At 66.9% G+C, this 5,826-nt stretch carries 3 protein-coding genes; all 3 read right to left on the minus strand.

Features of this window, described 5'->3' with window-relative positions; translation table 11 throughout:
- Window positions 1-208 precede the first annotated feature (208 nt).
- On the minus strand, window positions 209-718 hold the full coding sequence (locus BJG92_RS02605; RefSeq protein WP_232082462.1) for an amino-acid N-acetyltransferase: 510 nt from the start codon (window positions 716-718) through the stop codon (window positions 209-211).
- Between the two features lie 50 nt (window positions 719-768).
- Window positions 769-2,889, minus strand: a complete 2,121-nt coding sequence (locus tag BJG92_RS02610) for a prolyl oligopeptidase family serine peptidase (RefSeq protein ID WP_232082463.1) — start codon at window positions 2,887-2,889, stop codon at window positions 769-771.
- 214 nt (window positions 2,890-3,103) lie between these two features.
- Window positions 3,104-5,596: an ATP-dependent Clp protease ATP-binding subunit gene (locus BJG92_RS02615; protein WP_232082464.1), complete on the minus strand. Its 2,493-nt coding sequence runs from the start codon at window positions 5,594-5,596 to the stop codon at window positions 3,104-3,106.
- Window positions 5,597-5,826: the final 230 nt, after the last annotated feature.

A 5,826-nucleotide genomic window follows, 5' to 3' on the forward strand; every position in this document is an offset into this window, starting at 1 on the left:
CGGGTCGGGCGCCGCGGGCGTGCCGCCAGCAGCCACTTGAAATGCTGAGAAATCGGGAAAAACCACGTCACTGTGCAATCTCGTGCCTCCGAAAAGATCCCGGCCCACCCCCTGGGCCGGGATCAGTTTATCCATCAAATTTATGGATGGGAAGACCTCATCCCGCATCATCGCTACGGAGACCCGGACCCGCCTCGGGCAACCGGAACTACAGTGTTCTGATCATCCGGGTATTGCCGAGGGTATTGGGCTTCACCCGCGCAAGGTCCAGGAACTCAGCCACTCCCTCATCGTGGGAGCGCAGCAGCTCCGAATAGACCACGGGATCGACGGCGGACTGGTCCGCCATCACGTCGAAGCCGTGCCGCTTGAAGAACTCCACCTCGAAGGTCAGGCAGAACACCCGGGCAATGCCCAGGTCCCTTGCCTTCTCCAACAGCCGCTCCACGAGCAGGTGCCCCACGCCCCTGCCACGCCAGGCATCCGAGGTTGCCAGCGTCCGCACCTCGGCGAGGTCATCCCACATTACGTGCAGGGCCCCGCAGCCGATCACGTCGCCGTCGTCGGATTCGGCGATCAGGAACTCCTGCAGACTTTCGTAGTAGGCCACAGTCTCCTTGGCCATGAGGATTCGCTGATCGGCCAGCGGGGCCACCAGCGCCTTGATTTCTGCGACGTCGCTGGTGCGGGCAGGGCGGATGCGGATCGTCTCAGTCACAGCCCAATCCTACGGTGGCCGCTCCGTGAGCTGCCTATTGGGCGACGGACTCAGAGCCCCAGTTCGGCAGGTACCGGCAGGTCCTTGTCCAGGACGTTTCTGGCGAGGAAATGCTCGACGACGCCGTACCAGACCTTCGTGTGCTGCGGCCGCAGGATCCAGTGGTTCTCGTCCGGGAAGTAGAGGAAGCGGTGGTCGGTTTCGCCGTTCTCGCCGGCCGCGAGCTGCGACTTGGAGAGGAGTTCATACCAGAGGCGCAGGCCTTCGCCTATCGGGACGCGATAGTCCTTGTCGCCGTGGATGACGAGCATGGGGGTGCTGATGTTCTCCACATGACGGTGCGGGGAGTTGGCCAGGGCCATCTGGTCCGTCATTTCCATGAGCCAGTACTGCGCGGAGTCGGTCGTGGGGCCGAACTGGTCCAGTGCCCAGAGGCTGGCGTGTGTGACGATCGCCTTGAACCGGTCCGTCTGCCCTGCCACCCAGTTGGCCATGTAGCCGCCGAAGGAACCACCCATCGCCGCCGTACGCGTCTCGTCAATGTCCGGGCGCTGGACCACGGCATCCGTGATCGCCATCAGGTCGGTGTACGGGGCCTTGCCCCATTCGCCCCAGCCGCGCTGGATGTGGTGCCGGCCATATCCCGTGGACAGGGCAGGGTCCGGGAGAAGCACGGCATAGCCGCGGGCCACGAGCAGCCACGGGTTCCAGCGCCAGGTCCAGGCGTTCCAGGATCCGAGCGGGCCGCCGTGGATCCAGAGCAGGAGCGGCGCCGGATTGCCGGCCGAGGCCCCGTCGGGGAGTGCCAGGTACGCCGGCACCCGGGTGCCGTCGGCCGCCGTCGCCTCCACCCGTTCCAGCGAGCCTTTGACGTGCGGGCGTTCCGCGGGGGCCGGGAGGCGGCGGACCTCACCGCTGGCAAGGTCGATCCGCACGGCCTCGGCGGGGAATTCGTAGGAGCTGCGGAGCGCATAGGCGCTGCGCCCGTCAGGAGAGACCACGACGTCGGAATAGGCTGCCGCGTCAGCGGTCACCCGTGTGACGTGCCCGGCGCCGCCGGGGAAGCCGGGGATGCCGATCCGAAAGACCGGTGCGGCGCCGTCGTCGTCGGCAGTCACGAGGAGGGCGGAGCCGTCTGGCAGCCAGGCCGCGGGGCTGGGCCAGCGGTCCCATTCGTGGGCGAGGGGCGTCGGGGCCGCTCCAGGGGCGGCTCCGGACACGTCGAGCAGGTGCAGCTTGATCTCCGGGGCCGAAAGCGGGGTGGTGTCGCTTTCGCTGAGTACCACCAGCATCCGGCCGTCCGGGCTGACCGGGCCAGGGAAGTAGCTCATGCCTTCGGTGTCCAGCAGGACGCTCCGGGTGCCGGTAGCGACGTCGATCGCTGCCAGCACGGACCGCGAATCGGCGCCGGCGAGCGGCTTGCTGAAGCTGCTGTAAATGGTCTTCCCGTCCGGGCTGACCACGGAATCCGCGTCGCGGAGCCCGTTGCCGGCGTCAGGCGTCAGGTTCCGGAGCTTGAGCGGCGCCACGGCGTCAACCGTGGCGGGCTTGCCCGGCTCCGGCTCCTCCCCCGGCTCGGCGGCGAAGAGCCGCGGCTGGGCGGGTCCCAGATCGGCGTCCCAGTAGCGCACGGGATAGCCGGTGTGCAGGATGGCGGCGACCTTTTTGTCGGTGCGGGCCTTCCGGCGCTCCTCGTCGTTGTCCTCGCCCGTGGAACCGGCCAGGACAGGTGCCGCGACAAAGAGGGCGTTCGTGTCCTTTGCTGCCAGCACGGCGCTGACGCCGCCGGCGCGCGAGAGCACCACCCGGGCCTCACCGCCGCCTGCGGGCAGCATCCACAAGGCGCTGACCGGATCGGCCTCAGGGCTTTCCGGATCCGGGCGGGCGGACGTGAAGTAGAGCTCGCCGTTGGCGGCGAACACGGCCCCGGCCTCCCCTTTGGCACTGCGGGTGATCCTGCGCGCCTGCTTCGCCCCGGCAGGATCCAACTCCCACAAGGCGGTGCCGTATTCGGTGCCGCCGGCATTGAGCGTGGCCACGGTGGTGACCAGCCTTCCGCCGTCGGGGCTCAGGGCCAGGCCACTGATCCTCGGGATGGCGAGGTAATGGTCCAGGTCATGGAACGGGGTCTCGGGTGTTTCGCTCAGGGTCTCTGAATCCGTGGAAGCCATGCCCCGATTCAACACCCCCTGTGCCCCGGATCACACCCGGTTCACTGAGAGTGAAACGGTGCTTTCAGACTCGCCAGCCTTTGGCCCCGCACGGCTTGGGCGCTACGGCATCGGCAGCATGGGCCGCCGGCTCCCTCGTTCCGCGCTGGGACGCAGGCCACGCAAAGGCCCCGCCACACCCTTTCGGGAATGACGGGGCCTCTGGTTTTGGCGTTTAGACGCTCGGCGCGATCTCGGGGATGCGCGGTTTGGCGTTGCCAGCGAACGTGAACTTGGCGTCGTCGCCTTCGCCTTCCACATCCACCACCACGATGTCGCCGGAGTGGAGCTCGCCGAACAGGATCTTCTCGGAGAGCTGGTCCTCGATCTCGCGCTGGATGGTCCGGCGCAGCGGCCGGGCGCCCATCGCGGGGTCGTAGCCGCGCGTGGCCAGGAGCACCTTGGCCGCGGGCGTGAGTTCGATGCCCATGTCCTTGTCCTTGAGGCGCTTCTCCAGCCGGCCGACGAACATGTCCACGATCTCGATGATCTCGTCCTGGGTCAGCTGCGGGAAGACCACCACATCGTCAACACGGTTCAGGAACTCGGGGCGGAAGTGCTGCTTGAGCTCCTCCGTGACCCGGGCACGCATCCGGTTGTAGCCGGTCTGGGTATCCGTGCCGGACTGGAAGCCGGTGGCGACGCTCTTGGAGATGTCCCGGGTGCCAAGGTTCGTGGTCATGATGATCACGGTGTTCTTGAAGTCCACCACCCGGCCCTGGGAGTCGGTCAGGCGGCCGTCTTCCAGGATCTGCAGGAGCGAGTTGAACAGGTCCGGGTGGGCCTTTTCCACCTCGTCGAACAGGACCACGGAGAACGGGCGGCGGCGGACCTTTTCGGTCAGCTGCCCGCCCTCCTCGTAGCCCACATAGCCCGGAGGGGCACCGAAGAGGCGCGAGACCGTGTGCTTCTCCGAGTATTCGGACATGTCCAGGGTGATCAGGGCATCCTCTTCACCGAACAGGAACTCGGCAAGGGCCTTGGCCAGTTCGGTCTTGCCGACGCCCGTGGGGCCGGCGAAGATGAACGAACCGCCCGGACGCTTCGGGTCCTTCAGGCCTGCACGGGTCCGGCGGATCGCCTGGGACAGGGCCTTGATGGCCTCGTTCTGGCCCACCACCCGCTTGTGCAGTTCATCCTCCATCTTCAGCAGCCGCGAGGACTCCTCCTCGGTCAGCTTGAAGACCGGGATGCCCGTGGAATTCGCCAGGACCTCGGCGATCAGGTCCTCATCCACTTCGGAGATGTCGTCCATGCCGCCGGTCTTCCACTGGCGTTCCTTCTCGGCACGCTCGGCAATGAGCTTCTGCTCCTTGTCGCGCAGCGAGGCGGCGCCTTCGAAGTCCTGCGCGTCAATCGCGGATTCCTTCTCGAGCTTCATGGCGGCGATTTTCTCGTCCATGACCTTGAGCTCCGGCGGCGCCGTCATCCGGCGGATGCGCAGGCGTGCGCCGGCCTCGTCGATCAAGTCGATCGCCTTGTCCGGCAGGAAACGGTCCGAGATGTAGCGTTCGGACAGGCTCGCCGCCGAGGCGAGGGCGCCGTCGGTGATGGTGACGCGGTGGTGCGCCTCGTACCGGTCCCGCAGGCCCTTGAGGATCTCGATCGCGTGCGCAACCGAGGGCTCCTTGACCTGGATGGGCTGGAAACGCCGTTCCAGCGCGGCATCCTTCTCGATGTGCTTGCGGTACTCATCCAGCGTGGTGGCACCGATGGTCTGCAGCTCCCCGCGCGCCAGCATGGGCTTCAGGATCGAGGCCGCATCGATGGCACCCTCCGCGGCACCGGCACCCACAAGCGTGTGGATCTCATCGATGAACAAGATGATGTCCCCGCGGGTACGGATCTCCTTGAGGACCTTCTTCAGCCGCTCCTCGAAGTCACCGCGGTACCGGGAGCCGGCCACCAGGGACCCGAGGTCCAAGGTGTACAGCTGCTTGTCCTTGATGGTCTCCGGGACATCGCCCCGGACGATCGCCTGGGCCAGGCCCTCCACGACGGCCGTCTTGCCGACGCCGGGCTCGCCGATCAGCACCGGGTTGTTCTTGGTGCGCCGGGACAGGACCTGCATGACGCGTTCCATCTCGGATTCACGCCCGATGACGGGGTCCAGCTTGTTCTCGCGGGCAGCCTGGGTCAGGTTCCGGCCGAACTGGTCCAGGACGACAGAACCGGCGGGCGTGCCTTCGGCCTGGCCGGGGCCGACGCCGGCGCCGGAAGTTTCCTTGCCCTGGTAGCCCGAGAGCAGCTGGATCACCTGCTGGCGGACGCGGTTGAGGTCCGCTCCGAGCTTGACCAGCACCTGGGCGGCTACACCTTCACCCTCGCGGATGAGGCCGAGCAGGATGTGCTCAGTGCCGATGTAATTGTGTCCCAGCTGGAGGGCCTCGCGCAGCGAGAGCTCCAGCACCTTCTTGGCGCGCGGCGTGAAGGGGATGTGGCCGGACGGGGCCTGCTGGCCCTGGCCGATGATCTCCTGTACCTGCTCGCGGACGCCGTCGAGCGAAATGCTCAAGGACTCAAGGGCTTTGGCAGCAACACCCTCACCCTCATGGATCAGACCCAAGAGGATGTGTTCGGTACCAATGTAATTGTGGTTCAGCATGCGTGCCTCTTCTTGGGCAAGCACAACTACGCGACGGGCACGGTCCGTAAATCGCTCAAACATTTCGCCACACTCCTAGCTACGACGTACTTTGATGCTACGTGGCTGGCTTCCATATTTGGGGCTTGTTCGCCACAGGGGAAACCGGCGGGGATCCCGGCGCCGCGCAGGGCGGTCAAAACGGCGCCCGGCGGATCCCGCTTCGGCCCCGGCCAGCCCTTGCGGCCCCGGCCCCGCCTGCCCTTTGGGGGCCTGGGCCGCAGCCGCGTCCCCGGCCGCCCCTCACCGGCGGG

This window comes from Arthrobacter sp. SO5 (assembly GCF_020532805.1).
In the GTDB taxonomy this organism is placed as follows: domain Bacteria; phylum Actinomycetota; class Actinomycetes; order Actinomycetales; family Micrococcaceae; genus Arthrobacter.

What these genes read in the sequence shown, in the direction of transcription:
- BJG92_RS02615 (WP_232082464.1), bottom strand. Translation starts at nt 5,596, where the DNA reads ATGTTTGAGCGATTTACGGACCGTGCCCGTCGCGTAGTTGTGCTTGCC.
- BJG92_RS02610 (WP_232082463.1), bottom strand. Translation starts at nt 2,889, where the DNA reads ATGGCTTCCACGGATTCAGAGACCCTGAGCGAAACACCCGAGACCCCG.